The sequence below is a fragment of the Sphingobacterium sp. ML3W genome (assembly GCF_029542085.1).
In the GTDB taxonomy this organism is placed as follows: Bacteria; Bacteroidota; Bacteroidia; order Sphingobacteriales; family Sphingobacteriaceae; genus Sphingobacterium.
In genome coordinates this window covers 2112137-2127891 of sequence record NZ_CP107036.1, presented here as the reverse complement: position 1 = coordinate 2127891, position 15755 = coordinate 2112137, and the positions used below count along the sequence as shown (strand labels likewise).

Genomic DNA, 15755 nt, shown 5'->3' with positions numbered 1-15755 from the left:
AACTATAAACAAAATGAAAAGATCTGATTTTATAAAAAGTGGCCTTTTGGCCGCTGGAGCCGGATTATCTGGGCATACATTTGCCTCAACAAACCAAAATGCGACCAATATGATGGATAAAGGAAAGACATTCAATCTAAATTATGCACCACATCAAGGGATGTTCAAGAATCACGCAGGGGACAACTTTCTGGACGAAATCCGCTATATGCATGATTTGGGTTTCAGGGGAATTGAAGATAACGGTTACCTCGGTCGTACATTGGACGAGCAAAAGAAAGTAGGAGACCTATTGGCTAAATTGGGAATGACGATGGGTGTATTTGTCGTTGATGGCGGTCAAAATTGGATGCCTTCCTTAGCGACAGGTAAAAAAGAGTTCTTAGACAAATTTGTCGAAACCTGTCATAAGTCTGTAGAAGCGGCCAAGCGCTGTAATGCAAAATGGCTTACGGTAGTCCCTGGATTTTATGAACGGAGATTACCTTGGGGAAATCAATTCAGCAATATCCTTGAGGCGATGCGTAGAGGGGCAGAGATCTTCGAACCACATGGTCTGGTGATGGTGCTAGAGACTCTAAGTGATACGCCGGAATTATTTTTACAACAGACGCATGAAACCTATGCGATGTGTAAGGCTGTCAATAGTCCTTCTTGTAAAATATTGTACGATATCTACCATATGCAACGTACAGAAGGGGATTTGATTGCTAACATGAACCGTTGCTGGGATGAAATTGCCTATATTCAAATTGGTGATAATCCGGGCCGTAAAGAACCCACTACAGGAGAGATCAATTATAAAAATGTCTTCAAACATATTCATACTAAAGGATATAGGGGTATAATGGGTATGGAACATGGTAATTCTAAGCCCGGTAAAGAGGGAGAAGACAGATTGGTAACTGCCTACCGTGAGGTCGATAGCTTTTTGTAATATTTTAATAGTGTACTATTGACAATTAGATTTAATTTCTTAAATTGAGCAGGTAAAACCAATTAGTAGTATTGTAAAACACCATTTATTTATGATTTCATCAACAATAAAATTTAAACTATCCTTCATGATGTTCCTTGAATTTTTTATTTGGGGGGGATGGTTTGTCACATTAGGCACTTTTTTGAGTAAGAATCTGCATGCAACAGAATTTGAAAAGGCCAATGTATTCTCGACACAGTCATTGGGTGCGATTATCGCTCCCTTTATTGTAGGAATGATTGCCGATCGTTATTTTAATGCCGAACGTATTTTGGGTGTTTTGCACTTGGTCGGTGCCGTATTAATGTATCAGATGTATGGTGCGGCCGATATGTCTACTTTTTATCCTTATGTATTGGCTTATATGATTCTTTATATGCCAACGTTGGCTTTAACTAGTTCAGTTTCATTTCGCCAATTAACAAATCCGGAAAAGCAATTCTCAGGAATACGTATCTGGGGAACAATTGGTTGGATCATTGCAGGTTTAGTTATCAGCTATTTTTGGGATGCAAAGGCTTCTGAAGGCGCATTAAAAAATACCTTCTTACTATCGGGTATTGCTTCTTTGGTATTGGGTATCTTCTCTTTCGCATTGCCTAAAACACCACCCGTTAAATTGGACGAAGGTGAGAAACCATCATTTGCATCAATCATTGGCTTAGATGCTATCAAATTGTTGAAAGACAAAAACTTTTTGATCTTTTTTGTATCCTCTGTATTAATCTGTATTCCTTTAGCATTCTATTATTCCAATGCAAATCCTTTTCTTTCTGAGATTGGGCTGGAAAATGCTACTGGTAAAATGACGATAGGTCAAGCATCTGAGGTACTTTTCTTATTGGCTCTTCCGGTTTTCTTTACAAAATTTGGATTCAAGAAAACAATCTTGGTAGGAATGTTGGCGTGGGTAATCCGTTACCTACTGTTTGCTTATGGCAATGCAGGGGAACTTTCATTTATGTTAATTATCGGTATCGCTTTACATGGAATCTGTTATGACTTTTTCTTTGTTTCAGGACAGATTTATACAGATAGCAAAGCTGGAGTTAAGTATAAATCTGCTGCACAGGGATTGATTACATTGGCAACTTACGGTGTAGGTCAGTTGATTGGCTTTTGGGTCGCGGGTTATGTAGGTGACAAATACAAAGATTTGAAGACAACAGATTTAGCTGGATTTTGGAATCATACTTGGGTTGTTCCAGCGATTATTGCCGCAGTGGTGTTTTTTATCTTTCTAGCTCTCTTTAAAGATGAGAAAGTAGATAATGCCAAGGCTGCACACTAAACAGAAAAAATAACTATTTAAAAACAAATAATTAGAAGAGAGATGGCAACAAATACTTATGACGCGATTGTAATCGGTTCTGGGATAAGTGGTGGATGGGCTGCGAAAGAATTGACAGAAAAAGGACTGAAAACAATTATGCTAGAGCGTGGTCGTAACATCGAACACATTAAGGATTATACTGCGCCAAACAAAATGCCATGGGAATGGCCTCATGCTGGTGGTCGTACCCAGCAAATGATTGAGGATTATCCAGTATTGCGCAGAGATTATCCATTGAACGAAAAGAACCTTGACCTTTGGGCGAATGAGAAAGATAGTCCTTATACAGAGGTGAAGCGTTTTGATTGGTATCGTGGGTATCATGTAGGTGGTAGATCATTAATGTGGGGTAGACAATCTTATCGCCTTGGTGACCTAGATTTCGAGGCTAACTTGAAAGATGGGCATGGGGTAGATTGGCCGATCCGTTATAAAGATATTGCACCTTGGTATAGCTATGCGGAAAAATTTGCTGGTATCTCTGGGAATAGAGACGGGGTTGCTTCGCTTCCTGACGGTGATTATATGCCGCCAATGCCGATGAATATTGTTGAAAAGGATTTGGCTGAACGATTGAAAAAACAATACGGTGGCAAGCGTCATTTCATTATGGGACGGACAGCGAATATCACTGTGCCACATGAGGGCCGTGTCAACTGTCAATATCAAAATCAATGTTGGTTAGGTTGTAACTTTGGTGCTTATTTTAGTACACAATCGGCAACTTTACCGGCAGCGAAAAAAACGAACAACCTAACATTACGTCCGTTTTCTATTGTTACAAAGATTATCTACGATAAAAATACGAAAAAAGCGAAGGGTGTTGAAATTGTTGATGCTGAAACAAACAAAACCTATGAGTTCTTTGCTAAGGTTATTTTTGTGTGCGCATCGGCACTAAATTCGACTTGGGTATTGATGAACTCAGCTACCGACGTATGGGAAGGTGGTCTTGGAAGTAGCAGTGGAGAGCTTGGTCACAATTTAATGGATCACCACTTCCGTTGTGGTGCCGGTGGTAATGTGGAAGGATATTTGGATAGCTATGTTTTTGGACGTCGTCCAACAGGCTTATATGTGCCACGTTTTGTAAACGTTGATGGCGATACGAAGAAACGTGATTACGTTCGTGGATTTGGCTATCAAGGTGCCGCAGGTAGAGGCCGTTGGTCTGGTGCTGTTGCAGAGATGGAAGTTGGTGGTGCATGGAAAGATGCTATCTGTGAACCAGGTAACTGGAACGTGGGCTTTACGGCTTTCGGAGAAACCTTACCGTACCATGAAAATAAAATTACGCTTGATAAAAGCAAAAAAGATAAATGGGGTTTGCCTGTATTATCATTTGATGCCGAAATCAAAGATAATGAATTGAAGATGCGTGCTGACATGCAAAATGAAATGAAGGAAATGCTGGAAAGCATTGGCGTAAAAGATACCTATACATATGACAACGTATATGGACTTGGCCAAGGTATCCATGAGATGGGAACAGCGCGTATGGGGCTCGATCCTAAAACATCGGTATTGAACGGTAATAACCAGGTTTGGGATGCGTTGAATGTATTTGTTACAGACGGTGCTTGTATGACTTCTGCTGGTTGTGTCAACCCTTCACTTACTTATATGGCACTTACTGCGCGTGCGGTCGATTATGCAGTTAGTGAATTGAAAAAAGGTAATATCTAATAGCTAAAGATTGATAACAATGGAAAATAACTCAAATAAGTCGAGTAGAAGAGATTTCTTAAAGACTGCGGCAACCGCTGCGGCAGCCTTTATGATCGTTCCTCGTCATGTATTAGGAGGAAATGGTTTCATCGCTCCTAGTGATAAGTTACAAATAGCTGGTATTGGTGTAGGTGGTAAAGGATTCAGCGACATTAACTCATTTCATGATTCAGGTAAAGCGGATCTCGCTTTCTTATGTGACGTGGATGATCGTCGTGCTGCGGGTGCGTTGAAACGTTACCCAAAAGCAAAATATTATAAAGATTATCGGGAGATGTTGGACAAAGAGCATAAACGCATTGAAGCTGTTTCTGTTTCTACTCCAGATCATCAACATGCGATTCAGGCCTTGGCAGCGATGCAATTGGGCAAGCACGTCTATGTTCAGAAACCATTGACTCATGATGTCTGGGAAGCAAGAGCACTGACGCATGCCGCGAAGAAATATAAAGTTGTAACCCAGATGGGAAACCAAGGGGCATCCAACGATGGGCCACGTTTTGTCCGTGAATGGTACGAAGCTGGTTTAATCGGTGATGTACATACAGTATATTGCTGGACTGACCGTCCAGTATGGCCTTCCGGTATTGCATGGCCTACAGGTAAGGCTGAAATTCCGAAAGAATTGGATTGGGATCTTTGGTTGGGAACTGCTCCTCACAAGGAGTATGTAGATAAATTGGTGCCGTTCAACTGGCGTGGCTGGTGGGATTACGGTACTGGTGCATTGGGTGATATGGGTTGTCACTTGTTGGAAGTTCCTTTCAGTACCTTAGGTCTGACTTATGTGCAAGATGTACAGGCAACTGTAGGTTCTGTTTATGTGGATGAGTTCAAACGTGGTTATTTCCCTGAGAGCTGCCCGCCATCAAGTCATGCGACATTAACATTCCCTAAAACACCGCGTACAAATGGTCCTGTAACATTACATTGGATGGACGGTGGTATTCAACCTGCACGTCCGGATGAACTGGGACCAAATGAAATCTTCGGTGATGGTGGTAACGGTATCTTGTTAGTCGGTACCAAAGGTAAGATCCTTGCGGATACTTACGGTCAAAATGCACGTTTGTTACCAACATCAAGAAAAGATCAAGTTGCTCAGAAATATGCACGTGTACCGGGACAAGAGTCAGGCCACTATGCACAATGGGTGGAAGCTTGTCAAGCTGGTTATGGTAAAAAAGAAGTAAGTTCACCATTTGAAATTGCTGGTCCATTAACTGAAGCTTTGTTGATGGCTAACCTAGCAATTAGAGGCGCTGATTTACGTTTAGATGGAAAATATCCAGGACGTAATCTAAAATTGTTATGGGATAATGACAATATGCGTGTGACAAACTTTGATCATGTGAATCAGTATGTCAAACGTAATTACAGACAAGGTTGGGAAATGAAATATAATTTCTAAAATTAAGATATTTAGTAGTATGAATAGAAGAGAAGCATTACAACGGGTTGCCTTGATTTTAGGAGGTACCGTTATCGGCGCCAATTTATTTTTGGAAGGCTGTACGCGTTCGGCTACAAAGGATGTGGAAGGCTTATTTGAAGCAAAAACGACAGATTTGTTGGGCGATCTAGCTGAGGCTATTTTACCTGCGACAGCTACTCCTGGAGCGAAAGAAGCTGGTGTAGGAAGCTTTATTCCTGTGATGGTCCGTGACTGTTACACTGAAAAGCAACAAAAAGCATTTATAACTGGTCTTGCAAGCTTGGATAATAAAGCAAAAGAAGTCAAAGGAAAACCTTTCCTTGAGCTTTCGGCTGCAGATCGCACAGCGGTAGCAGCAGCTTTGGATAAAGAAGCAAATGAGTTTAATAAGAAACAAGCTGAAGAGCAAAAGGACATCCTGGAGAAAAACAAAGAAAAACAAAATCAATTGTATAATTACGTAGAAAATGATCCACCACACTGGTTCACAATGTTTAAGCAATTGACGTTGACAGGTTTCTTTAACTCAGAATTGGGTTGTACAAAAGCATTACGTTTTGTCAAAATTCCTGGAAAATATGACGGGAACTTTCCTTACAAAAAAGGAGACAAGGCATTTGCATAGTACATATGCTTTGCGCAAAATAAAAAAGGAGGCCCAAGCCTCCTTTTTTATTTTATTGTTATTTAGTTTCTACTTCCAGTGCAAAATGAATACGTTGTTGTTTTGTCACGGTCATAAAATAGCCTTTATCCGTTGAATCGCCGTTAATGTCCACTGTGTCATTGTAACGAAGTTCTCTGAGGTAATTCATCTCCAACGATTTGATCTGATTGGTCAGCACGAGTTCGATTGGGAGTCTATCCATACACCAATCCAGGTATTTGACATTATTGGCATGATTGACAATATCAAGGTCGGATAACTTGACAATATATTGATCTATATTTTTGACAAGCTGAGAAATATCCAACTTTGAGAATGGTCGTTGTGTTGCAGGGCGATCGGGGTAAGTTGTAAAGCCCGCAGCCGAAATAGCCAGATCTTCGGAACTTCTTTTTACGGTATTGATTACCGCCCAATAGCTTGTCGCCGTGACATACACCTGCCCATTCACCAAAATTTCGAAATTACGTGTAGAGCGCGCACCTTCTAGTTCTTGTATCCATGTTTTTACCTGGACAATGTCCATCCATTTGGGTAATCTGTTGATTTCAATACGCATTCGACTGAGCACCCAAGTTTGGTTGTGTTTGGCCATTTCTTTAAAACCGAAACCAACATTGGTCGCATGTTCGCCAGCAGTAAGTTGAAGAATATTTGACAAGTCGGAGAAACGGATACGACCATTGGAGTAACATTGTGTGAAATAAATTTCCCAGTTTTTCTCAAAGACTGATTTTTCCATCTGTTGTTTAGTTTTTTGCAAAATTAGGCAATATGACTGATTTGTGGCTTAAATTCAAAATGAAATGACAAAATTTTAAGATATTCCGATAATATAAACTGTTGGGTAGTTTTTGGGCATAAATAGACAAAAAAGCGGAAAGCTGTCAATCGTTTTTTTATTGTAAAATAAATGATAGTTTTCAAATATTTAATTGATTATTATCATCGGATTAGGTAGATTTAAATAAGCCAATGGCATAAAATAATAAAATAAGATTGGTTTTATCACGTTATATCTAGTGTAACGCGAAACATTAAATTTACACATTAAATGCTAATATTATGGTTGGAGAACTAATAGCTAAAGAGGAAATTCCTCAATTTAAATTTATCCCTGCGAGTGAAGATAAGTCATCGAGTTTTATGGATAAATTGAAAGGGGCCCTTCGGTTGGGAAACGAATTTAAATCCAAGACTGAAATAGCCTTTCAAACAGATTCCGGACCAAAGCGTATCGAAACCACAGTGTGGTCATTAACCGATAGATATATCCAGATCAAAAGTGGCGTATTGATCCCACTTCGGTCTATTATTGCAATTGACTATTAATAAGAACGACTTCCGATAAAAAAAGCTCCTGAAATTTTTCAGGAGCTTTTTTAATAGTCAATTTCCAATGTGAACAGATTGGTTCTGCTGCTCACTTGCAGCAAAATAATTCATGAAAACTAATATGTTTCGCCTGTTAATTCTTTCAGGCGTATTTCCGAAACCTTTGCATCGTATTGTGCAGTATAGCTTCGTGTCATGGCATTGATATAATTTAGTTGCGCCGTTCTAACCTCAAGGGTCGTGATTGTTCCTATACGGAATTTATCCATGGTGATATTTAGATTTTCTTTGGCGAGCTCCTCATTCTTTTTTTCTACGTCCGCTAATTCGATGTTAGTGATATAGGTTTGAAATAGTGTCCTAACTTGTGCCTGTATACTCTGCTTTTGTTGTTGGATCTGTATTTCGGTGCTTTGTACCTGAAATTTGGCAATCCTTTCATTTCTGTTTTGAATAAATCCATTAAAGATATTCAGGGAAGCAGTAACGCCGTAGTTGAGACCTTTATTTTTGTTCTCAGTGGAGAAACCCAATGAGGAGTGGGATTCATTCCAGTTATAGCCTGTATTCAGGCCTATTTTGGGATAACGTTCTGCTTTTACTGCTTTTAGGTTTAGTTCGGCAACTCGTCTGTTGATAAGCGCGAGCTGTACCTGCGGATTCTGTTGATCCGCGATCTGGATCAGATCGCCCAGTTTAAGGTCGGTATTCAATTTCATTTCGTCTTCAACTTGAAAATCTATGCCTAGATCACGGGTCATGAGCTGGTTCAGGTAGGTCTTGGTGTTTTGGAAACTCTCCCGTTGACGTAGCAAATTGGTCTGATCAGTATTTAGATCTACTTTTGCATTCAGTAAATCTAATTTAGATCCCTTTCCGATCTCCAAACGGTTCTCGGCTAGGGTAACGCGATATTGAGACAGGGTAATGGTCGTATCTAAAGCATTCAATAAACGCTTTTGTTGCACTAAACCGTAATAGGTAGCGATAACTTCACTCAATTGACTGATTACCTCAAATTTGATTTCGGCCTCACCTTGACGCTGTATTTCTTTGAACCTATCGCGACGGGCAAACATACCGAATCCGTCAAATACTGTCCAGTTGAGATTGACTCCATAGGACATGTTGTCGTTTTTCGCGTTGGAAATCTGCTGCACCTGCCCGTCATTTCTTACTTGCCGGGAATTTTGGATAGAATTGCTCCTGCTAAAAGTTCCGGTGACTGCAGGCAGCATTCCAGCACTACCGAGGCTTGTGTTTTCAATGTCTATTTTGTTGTCATTTTTGGCCAAAAGGATATTAAAGTTGTTGCTCAAAGTGGTTGTCAATGCTTCTTCTAGCGTCAACATTTGTTGTGCATGGGCTTGAATTAGGATGAAACTAAGCAGCAGTGTTATGATTACATTTCTCTTCATGTCTGATCTATTCGTAGCTTTTTATGTTATCAAATTCAGGTCTGTGTTTCTTTGGTCTTGACCACATGTAATAAATTGCAGGGATAATAAACAAGGTCAGTATCAACGAGAATATGGTACCACCGACGATGACAACCCCCATACCTATACGGCTCGTAGAGGCCGCACCTAGGGACATCGCAATGGGTAATGCACCGAGTGCAATGGCCAGACTGGTCATTAAGATCGGTCGCAAGCGTGATTCGGCCGAGTGCATGATCGCTTCAAATTTTTCCATACCTTCTTCCCGCATCTGGTTGGCAAATTCAACAATCAAGATCCCGTTTTTCGTCACGAGACCTATCAACATAATGGTTCCGATCTGGCTGAATATATTCCAGGTCTGATCAAATAACCATAGACTGATCAGTGCACCGGCGACAGCCATTGGGACTGTAAGGATGATGATAAAAGGATCTAGGAAGCTTTCAAACTGAGCTGCTAATATCAAATAGATCAACAGTAGGGCCAATCCAAAAGCAAATAGAGTATTGGAACTACTTTCGACGAAATCACGGGATTCGCCACTGAGGTCAGTGGTAAAACTTTGATCCAATACTTTCTCCTTGATACGATCCATTGCAGCGATACCGTCACTCATACTCATGCCCGGAGCCAAGCCTGCAGACACTGTCGCAGACATATACCGATTATTGTGGTATAGTTGAGGCGGACTACTTTCTTCTTTGACATTGACAACGTTATCGAGTTGTATGAGCTGTCCGATATTATTGCGCACATAAATTGAAGTCAGATCTGTTGGTGTTGCCCGTCTATTGTTATCAACCTGCCCAATCACCTGATATTGCTTGCCATCACGCATAAAATAAGCAAAACGCTGACCGCTTAACAATAATTGAAGGGATTGGGATACATCGAGTACAGATACGCCCATACTTAAGGCTTTTAAGCGATCGATCTCGACATGAAGTTCGGGTTTGTTAAACTTCAGATTGATATCTGTTGTTGAGAATGTCGGATCATTATTCACCTCATTCATAAATTCCGGTATTTTTTCCTGAAGCTTTTCAAAGTTTTGTGCCTGAATAATATATTGCACTGGTAAACCGCCTCGACGGTTCATTGAAATGGTTGGCGTCTGCGATACATTGACACGTACCCCATCGTATTTTTTTGTCCATTTGGTCAGCTCTTTTGCAACATCATCTTGTGACCTTGTGCGTTCTTCCGGATCGACCAGGGTCATCCGAATACGCCCAGAGTTGACAGAACTTGCCCCGAAACCTGGAGAGGTGATATTCAAACTGATCTTATTTTCCGGAATCGAATCGTAAACCAGTTTATCCAGTTCCTGCATATAACGATCCATGTATTCATAGGTTGCTCCCTCGGGTCCAGTAACATTGACCATTATGGCACTCCGGTCGTCATAAGGAGCTGTTTCTTTTTTGATCGAGGAGAAAATCACCGCAATGATGACAAAACAGATCAATAAGATGGGGAAGCTTATCCATTTGAATTTCATGAATTTATCCAGGGAATTGGCGTAACCTTTGTTCATTTTCACAAACATCGGTTCAGTCCATTCATAAAAGCGGGTCTTTTTGTGACCGCCGCCCTTAATCAGGTAAGCATTAAGCATAGGAGTCAACGTCAGTGAAACAAAGGCTGATACCAATACAGCCGACGCGATGACCACACCGAATTCCCGAAACAGTCGGCCGACGAATCCCTCCAGAAATATGACAGGTAAGAAAACAGAAGCAAGTGTAATGGAAATGGAAATAACAGCAAAGAAAATCTCCTTTGAGCCCTTTAAAGCAGCTTCAATAGGGGACATGCCTTCTTCAACTTTCTTAAAAATGTTTTCGGTAACGACAATCCCATCATCGACTACGAGCCCTGTGGCCAATACAATTGCAAGCAGGGTAAGTACATTGATCGAAAAGCCAAAAATGTACATGATAAAAAAAGTCGCGATCAATGAAACTGGGATATCCAATAGCGGTCGCAAGGCTATTCCCCAGTCGCGAAAGAAGAAATAGATGATCAGCGTAACCAAGACGATGGAAATCAGTAAGGTCTCAGCAACCTCTACAACGGATTTTTTGATGAATTTGGTGTTGTCGGATGCGATATTGATACTGATATCCTGTGGGATATCTTCTTTCATCTGATCGAGCATCTTGTAAAAATTGTCGGCTATATCAAGGTAATTTGTACCTGGCTGTGGAATAATGGCAACGCCGACCAGTTGTTTGCCATTACTGACCATTTTGGTCTCTAAATTTTCTGCGTCAATTTCGGCACGGCCAATGTCTATAAACTTAACCAAGCGCGTACTATCTGCTTTTAGGACAATATTGTTAAATTGCTCCGGTGTTGAAAGGTTTCCTACTGTTTTTACAGTTAATTCGGTGGTATTACCAACAATTTTACCAGAAGGTAATTCAACATTTTGGTTATTTAGTGCGGTACGAATATCGGAGGCGGTAATGCCGTAGGCTGCCATCCGGTCGGGGTTGAGCCATAGCCGCATGGCATATCGTTTTTGACCATAGATTTGCGTGCTACTGACGCCGGGGATGGTCTGTAATCTTTCGGAGATAACATTTTCGGCATAGTCGCTCAATGATAGTTTATCCCTCGTTTCGCTTTGCAAGGTGAGCGTAATGATGGGGTCGGAGTCCGCATCGGCTTTTGACACAACGGGAGGAGCATCGATATCCTGAGGCAAACTTCTCACTGCTTGGGACACCTTGTCACGGACGTCATTGGCGGCCTCTTCCAGATTTTTCTTTAAATCAAATTCGATGGTGATATTGCTGGATCCCTGATTGCTGGAGGAGGATATGTTGCGGATACCATCGATGGAGTTAATCGCTTTCTCTAAAGGCTCGGTGATCTGGGATTCGATAATATCGGGATTGGCACCAGCATAGTTGGTGCGCACCGATACGATCGCCGGATCAATGGAAGGGTATTCACGCACACCCAGAAAGCTAAAGCCAATGTAGCCAAATAGAATAATCGTAATATTGACGACAATGGTTAGCACAGGGCGCTTAATAAAAACGGCAGATAAATTCATGTACAGTTAGTTAGCTAATGATACTTTAACCTTCACTCCATCTTTTAATGCGAGAACACCTGTTGTCAATACGGTATCTCCAGCACTTATACCCGATAGGATAACAATCTCCTTATCGGTGCGGGCGCCAGTTTCAACTTTGGTTTCTTTGGCCAGTCCATTCTGTAATATAAAGACTTTTTTTCCATCTTGGACCGGAACGATCGCTTCTGTTGGGATAGCGATAGCGTCGTTTTCCACTTCTATCGGAAGGATGACATTGACAAAAGACCCTACCCGAAGTCGACCTTGTTCATTTGCTGCCCGCGCACGGACAGTCAGGGTGCGGGTATTCAGGGATACTTCAGGCTCTATGGCATAGATATTTGCTTTGATGACTGTAGGGTCATTGGCAACACTAAATTCGATGGGAGTGTTTAGTTTGACGACGTTGCTGTATTTCTCTGGAATAGCGAAGGTAATCTTAACTGAATTGTCCTTGACCAAATTTGCGATTAGCGTATTGGATGAGACGATAGCACCAACGGAAATATTCCTTAAGCCGATCATCCCGCTAAATGGTGCACGTATGGTTGTTTTGGAAATCTGTGCCTGAATCAGCTGGATCTGGGCCTGCGAAGTTTTAAGTGCTGCACTGGCGATATCAAATTCTTCCTGGCTGATCGCGCCCTTTTGGAGCAAAAGTTTTGCACGACGCTCATTTTCGGCATTTAACTGATTTGTTGTTTGCGCCTGTTTAATCTGCGCCTGTAGCTCGATATCATCAATCTTGATCAAGGGCTGTCCTTGTTGGATTCGCTGCCCCTCAGAAAAGTAGATTTTTGTAATTCGACCACTGACTTCGCTTCTGATCTCCACCTTTTCTTCGGCATCAATACTTCCAGACAAATTGATGGAACGATCCGCTACAGATGACTTTGCAATAATCGCCTGTGCAGGGATAGGGGCATCCTTTCTGATAGCAGATTTATCGCTTTCTTTCTTGTCTTTTTTTGGATTTAAGAGGAAATATCCCCCTCCAATGACAGCACAGGCTAAAATGATGTAGAGGGTCGTTTTTTTATTCATGCGGTATAGTCCTTATGTGGTTTTTTGATTTGACGGATAAAGATAGGTTTATTCTAATGATGATACCGGTTGTCAAAAGGATTTTACAATACAGACTACAAGATAACAATGAATTTGCCCGTATATCCACTAATGGGACTACATGCTATAAAAAAAGCTAGAAACCTGTTCTAGCTTTATGTGTACTATTTTTTCGTTTTAGCTGCTTTCTGTTCAACTTCTTTTGGTGCTGCATCACCTACTTTCGGCTTGATGGAAGCTTTCGATAAATGTGGCCTTCTTTTTCCAAAAGAACCATTTGATATTTTTCCTCTTCTGGTTTTGATATCACCTTTTCCCATAGTATAAAATATTTTGGTTTTAACAATGTATTATTGATTAACCTAAATGTACCATTTTTCTTTTGTATTTGCAATTTACTAAGTGTTAAATGATTGGGAAAATTCTTTTCTGTGTTTCAATTTTAAAGTTTTGGGTAAGCGTATCAAAAAACAGATTGTTGGTCGGTTTATTTTCAGCCAGTAAATAGGGGATTTCTAAGAGCTGATCTTTTAGTTTTATCCGATAATAGCCATAGAGTAAACCTCTTGTTGTTTGGACAGATTCAATCTTTTGTACAGCTCGTACATCTTGGAAAATGTTAAAAGCATAGTTTTCTGCCTTAAGCTGCTCAACAAAAACTTCATTTGTTTTGGCGTTAAACCAGATCTGTTGGCTTTTGATCTTGCTGAAGTGATTGTTGAAAAGAAAGAGGTATCCAATTAAAAAGAAGGCTATGGGGAGGAGAAGCAACACGATTTTAATTTTGACAAAGAGTAACACCGTGATGAGGATCAGCACCAGGCCCATGATGACATTGGAGATTGTTTTCTTTAAGGTGGATTGAATAAGAGCAGCTGGTGCTTCTATCAATTGGAATCCCGATTTTAAGTTTTTGGAACTCGTGTCTGATGCTTCGAAAAAATTAAACTTTTTTCGAAGCATCAGATAGGCCACAAGGAGAATTAGTCCTATAATCAACAATCTCATAGCGCTTTACTTAGTATTGTTCTTCAGTGTTTGGATATTGGACTGCTTTGACTTCAGCTACATAATTACTTACTGCTGTAGTGATCTGCTCATGTAGATTGGCGAAATGCCGCATAAACTTAGGTTTAAAGTCAGCATTCATGCCCAACATGTCATTGATCACGAGCACTTGTCCATCACAATCTGCGCCAGCACCGATTCCAATTGTTGGAATAGCCAATTTTTCGGTTACTGTCTTTGCTAGAGCTGCTGGAATTTTCTCCAATACGATGGCAAAACAACCTGCTTCTTGTAGGGCTAAGGCATCTTCCATAAGCTTGGCTGCTTCTTGTTCCTCTTTGGCACGTACACCAAAATTTCCAAACTTATTAATGGATTGCGGTGTTAAGCCCAAATGTCCACAAACGGGGATTCCACCGGAAATAATTTTTCTGATATTTTCGATGATCTCTAGGCCACCTTCTAATTTCAGGGCGTGGGCACCAGATTCCTTCATCATGCGAACAGCAGCATTATAAGCCTCATTGGCCGAGCCTTGATAGCTACCAAAAGGTAAGTCTGCTAAGACCATGGCGCGTTCGGTACCCCGGGCAACTGCTGCTGCGTGATAGATCATATTGTCGAGGGTAATGGGCAGGGTAGTTTCATAGCCGGCGAATACATTGGCTGCAGAATCTCCGATTAGAATGACATCCACACCAGCGCTGTCCACCATTTTGGCCATGGAGTAATCGTAGCTCGTCAGCATAGAAATCTTCTCTTTGCGGTCTTTCATTGCTTGTAGCATCGCTGTGCTTACTCGTTTTATTTCTTTGTTTACAGACATCTTAACTTATATTATATGCCCAAAAGTAAGGTTTTTATCATACATTGGCCAATATTCTGCCTTGTGTTTTGTATTTTTGTAAAATGATACAGAATGAAACCCGTCTATTTAAATTTCCCAAATTTTCAGAATTAATAATCCATGAGGATGAAAATTTGATTGTTATAAATAAACCACCTTTTGTTGCTTCTTTGGACGAAAGGGAGGGGGGAGAGATTAACATTCTCCGTTTGGCAAAGAAATATCATGCTGACGCTCAAGTCTGCCATCGTTTGGATAAGGAGACTTCAGGTATTTTATTGATTGCGAAAAATCCGGAAACTTACCGCTCGATTTCCATTGCATTCGAAAAAAGGAGAGTTAACAAGATCTACCATGCAATCATTGGTGGTACACACACTTTTCAGGATCTCGTGGTTGATTTGCCTATTTTGAATCAGGGCAACAAAAGTGTCTCTATTGACCGTGCCAATGGTAAACCAGCCGAAACTATCTTTAATTCGCTTAAATACTATAAGAATTACACCTTGGTGGAGTGTAAACCGATTACCGGACGTATGCACCAAATCCGTATCCACTTGGCAACGCAGCACGCTGCAATCGTAGGAGATAGCATGTACCGCGGTAAACCCGTTTATTTGTCACAAATAAAGAAAAGGGGCTATACCTTATCCAAGGATGAGGAGGAGCAACCGATCATGAAACGTTTTGCCCTACATGCCAAACATGTTGAGTTTGAATTGAATGGTGTGAAGATGGTGTTTGAGGCGCCTTATCCAAAAGACTTTGCGACTTTGCTAAAATTGTTGGACAAATTTGACGCTTAATCTGCCGTAATTATTCTTT

The 15755-nt window shown here is 40.8% G+C and carries 14 protein-coding genes; 7 read left to right on the top strand and 7 right to left on the bottom strand.

The features are described 5' to 3' along the window. Positions 1 to 13 precede the first annotated feature (13 nt). From OGI71_RS09090 to OGI71_RS09070, 5 genes are all read left to right on the top strand, one after another. Positions 14 to 937: a TIM barrel protein gene (locus OGI71_RS09090; protein ID WP_223579685.1), complete on the top strand. Its 924-nt coding sequence runs from the start codon at positions 14 to 16 to the stop codon at positions 935 to 937. A gap of 94 nt (positions 938 to 1031) precedes the next feature. Continuing rightward, the gene (locus tag OGI71_RS09085) at positions 1032 to 2270 is read left to right on the top strand and encodes a nucleoside permease (protein ID WP_282256140.1); all 1239 of its coding nucleotides are present in this window, start codon (positions 1032 to 1034) and stop codon (positions 2268 to 2270) included. A gap of 42 nt (positions 2271 to 2312) precedes the next feature. Beyond that, positions 2313 to 3998 (top strand): GMC family oxidoreductase, encoded by a 1686-nt coding sequence (locus tag OGI71_RS09080; protein WP_223579688.1) that lies wholly within the window; start codon positions 2313 to 2315, stop codon positions 3996 to 3998. 19 nt (positions 3999 to 4017) lie between these two features. Continuing rightward, positions 4018 to 5451 carry a Gfo/Idh/MocA family oxidoreductase gene (locus tag OGI71_RS09075; RefSeq protein WP_120258079.1) on the top strand — a complete coding sequence of 478 codons (1434 nt, stop codon included), beginning with the start codon at positions 4018 to 4020 and terminating at the stop codon, positions 5449 to 5451. Positions 5452 to 5470: 19 nt separating this feature from the next. Then, complete coding sequence (locus tag OGI71_RS09070; RefSeq protein ID WP_282255090.1) at positions 5471 to 6100, top strand: gluconate 2-dehydrogenase subunit 3 family protein; 630 nt, start codon at positions 5471 to 5473, stop codon at positions 6098 to 6100. A gap of 58 nt (positions 6101 to 6158) precedes the next feature. Here the strand turns inward: OGI71_RS09070 and OGI71_RS09065 are convergent, their stop codons facing one another. After that, complete coding sequence (locus OGI71_RS09065) at positions 6159 to 6884, bottom strand: acyl-ACP thioesterase domain-containing protein (protein WP_223579696.1); 726 nt, start codon at positions 6882 to 6884, stop codon at positions 6159 to 6161. Between the two features lie 323 nt (positions 6885 to 7207). On the opposite strand from OGI71_RS09065, the gene OGI71_RS09060 reads away from it, so the two are divergent. After that, positions 7208 to 7474 (top strand): hypothetical protein, encoded by a 267-nt coding sequence (locus OGI71_RS09060; protein ID WP_223579705.1) that lies wholly within the window; start codon positions 7208 to 7210, stop codon positions 7472 to 7474. Between the two features lie 119 nt (positions 7475 to 7593). Here OGI71_RS09060 and OGI71_RS09055 read toward each other — a convergent pair whose 3' ends face one another. The 6 genes from OGI71_RS09055 to panB form a co-directional block, all read right to left on the bottom strand. Continuing rightward, positions 7594 to 8895 carry a TolC family protein gene (locus OGI71_RS09055; protein ID WP_282255089.1) on the bottom strand — a complete coding sequence of 434 codons (1302 nt, stop codon included), beginning with the start codon at positions 8893 to 8895 and terminating at the stop codon, positions 7594 to 7596. Between the two features lie 7 nt (positions 8896 to 8902). Next, the gene (locus OGI71_RS09050) at positions 8903 to 11986 is read right to left on the bottom strand and encodes an efflux RND transporter permease subunit (protein ID WP_282255087.1); all 3084 of its coding nucleotides are present in this window, start codon (positions 11984 to 11986) and stop codon (positions 8903 to 8905) included. A 6-nt stretch (positions 11987 to 11992) separates the two neighbouring features. Beyond that, complete coding sequence (locus tag OGI71_RS09045) at positions 11993 to 13054, bottom strand: efflux RND transporter periplasmic adaptor subunit (RefSeq protein WP_282255086.1); 1062 nt, start codon at positions 13052 to 13054, stop codon at positions 11993 to 11995. Positions 13055 to 13239: 185 nt separating this feature from the next. Next, on the bottom strand, positions 13240 to 13395 hold the full coding sequence (locus tag OGI71_RS09040; protein WP_282255085.1) for a 30S ribosomal protein THX: 156 nt from the start codon (positions 13393 to 13395) through the stop codon (positions 13240 to 13242). Positions 13396 to 13480: 85 nt separating this feature from the next. Further along, positions 13481 to 14083 (bottom strand): hypothetical protein, encoded by a 603-nt coding sequence (locus OGI71_RS09035; RefSeq protein WP_282255084.1) that lies wholly within the window; start codon positions 14081 to 14083, stop codon positions 13481 to 13483. A gap of 10 nt (positions 14084 to 14093) precedes the next feature. Continuing rightward, positions 14094 to 14909, bottom strand: a complete 816-nt coding sequence (gene panB, locus OGI71_RS09030) for a 3-methyl-2-oxobutanoate hydroxymethyltransferase (protein WP_282255083.1) — start codon at positions 14907 to 14909, stop codon at positions 14094 to 14096. Between the two features lie 83 nt (positions 14910 to 14992). Here panB and OGI71_RS09025 point away from each other — a divergent pair, with 83 nt between their 5' ends. Further along, positions 14993 to 15736 carry an RluA family pseudouridine synthase gene (locus tag OGI71_RS09025; RefSeq protein ID WP_165306596.1) on the top strand — a complete coding sequence of 248 codons (744 nt, stop codon included), beginning with the start codon at positions 14993 to 14995 and terminating at the stop codon, positions 15734 to 15736. Positions 15737 to 15755 lie beyond the last annotated feature (19 nt).